Origin of the sequence: Streptococcus sp. 1171_SSPC (assembly GCF_001069335.1) — a bacterium.
Classification (GTDB): domain Bacteria; phylum Bacillota; class Bacilli; order Lactobacillales; family Streptococcaceae; genus Streptococcus; species Streptococcus xiaochunlingii.
In genome coordinates this window covers 1-563 of sequence record NZ_JWAK01000018.1, presented here as the reverse complement: position 1 = coordinate 563, position 563 = coordinate 1, and the positions used below count along the sequence as shown (strand labels likewise).

6 tRNA genes are annotated in these 563 nt (G+C 51.2%); all 6 read right to left on the bottom strand.

What is annotated here, in order from left to right:
* Positions 1-52: 52 nt before the first annotated feature.
* Positions 53-125 (bottom strand) — tRNA-His (locus ADF75_RS03885).
* 12 nt (positions 126-137) lie between these two features.
* A tRNA-Trp gene (locus tag ADF75_RS03880) sits at positions 138-208 on the bottom strand.
* Positions 209-214: 6 nt separating this feature from the next.
* Positions 215-295, bottom strand: a tRNA-Tyr gene (locus ADF75_RS03875).
* 16 nt (positions 296-311) lie between these two features.
* Positions 312-384: transfer RNA gene (locus tag ADF75_RS03870), tRNA-Phe, on the bottom strand.
* Positions 385-389: 5 nt separating this feature from the next.
* Positions 390-463: transfer RNA gene (locus tag ADF75_RS03865), tRNA-Met, on the bottom strand.
* A gap of 9 nt (positions 464-472) precedes the next feature.
* Positions 473-562: transfer RNA gene (locus ADF75_RS03860), tRNA-Ser, on the bottom strand.
* Position 563: the final 1 nt, after the last annotated feature.

The window sequence follows — 563 nt, the reverse complement described above, 5'->3', positions numbered from 1 at the left end:
GAGTCAAAGTCCCTTGCCTTACCGCTTGGCTATACCCCAATAATATAAAATAGGCGAGTGATGGGGATCGAACCCACGCATGCCAGAGCCACAATCTGGTGTGTTAACCACTTCACCACACCCGCCATATTCTTATACACGGGCAGTAGGAATTGAACCCACACTGAAGGTTTTGGAGACCTTAGTTCTACCTTTAAACTATGCCCGTAAAGGATGGAAGGGGAGGGATTCGAACCCCCGAACCCGAAGGAGCGGATTTACAGTCCGCCGCGTTTAGCCTCTTCGCTACCCTTCCGAATAATATTAAATTATGGCGCGAGACGGAATCGAACCGCCGACACATGGAGCTTCAATCCATTGCTCTACCAACTGAGCTACCGAGCCAAATATTGCGGGAGCAGGATTTGAACCTACGACCTTCGGGTTATGAGCCCGACGAGCTACCGAGCTGCTCCATCCCGCGTTAATATTAAGGAGGATGTGGGATTCGAACCCACGCACGCTTTTACACGCCTGACGGTTTTCAAGACCGTTCCCTTCAGCCGGACTTGGGTAATCCTCCA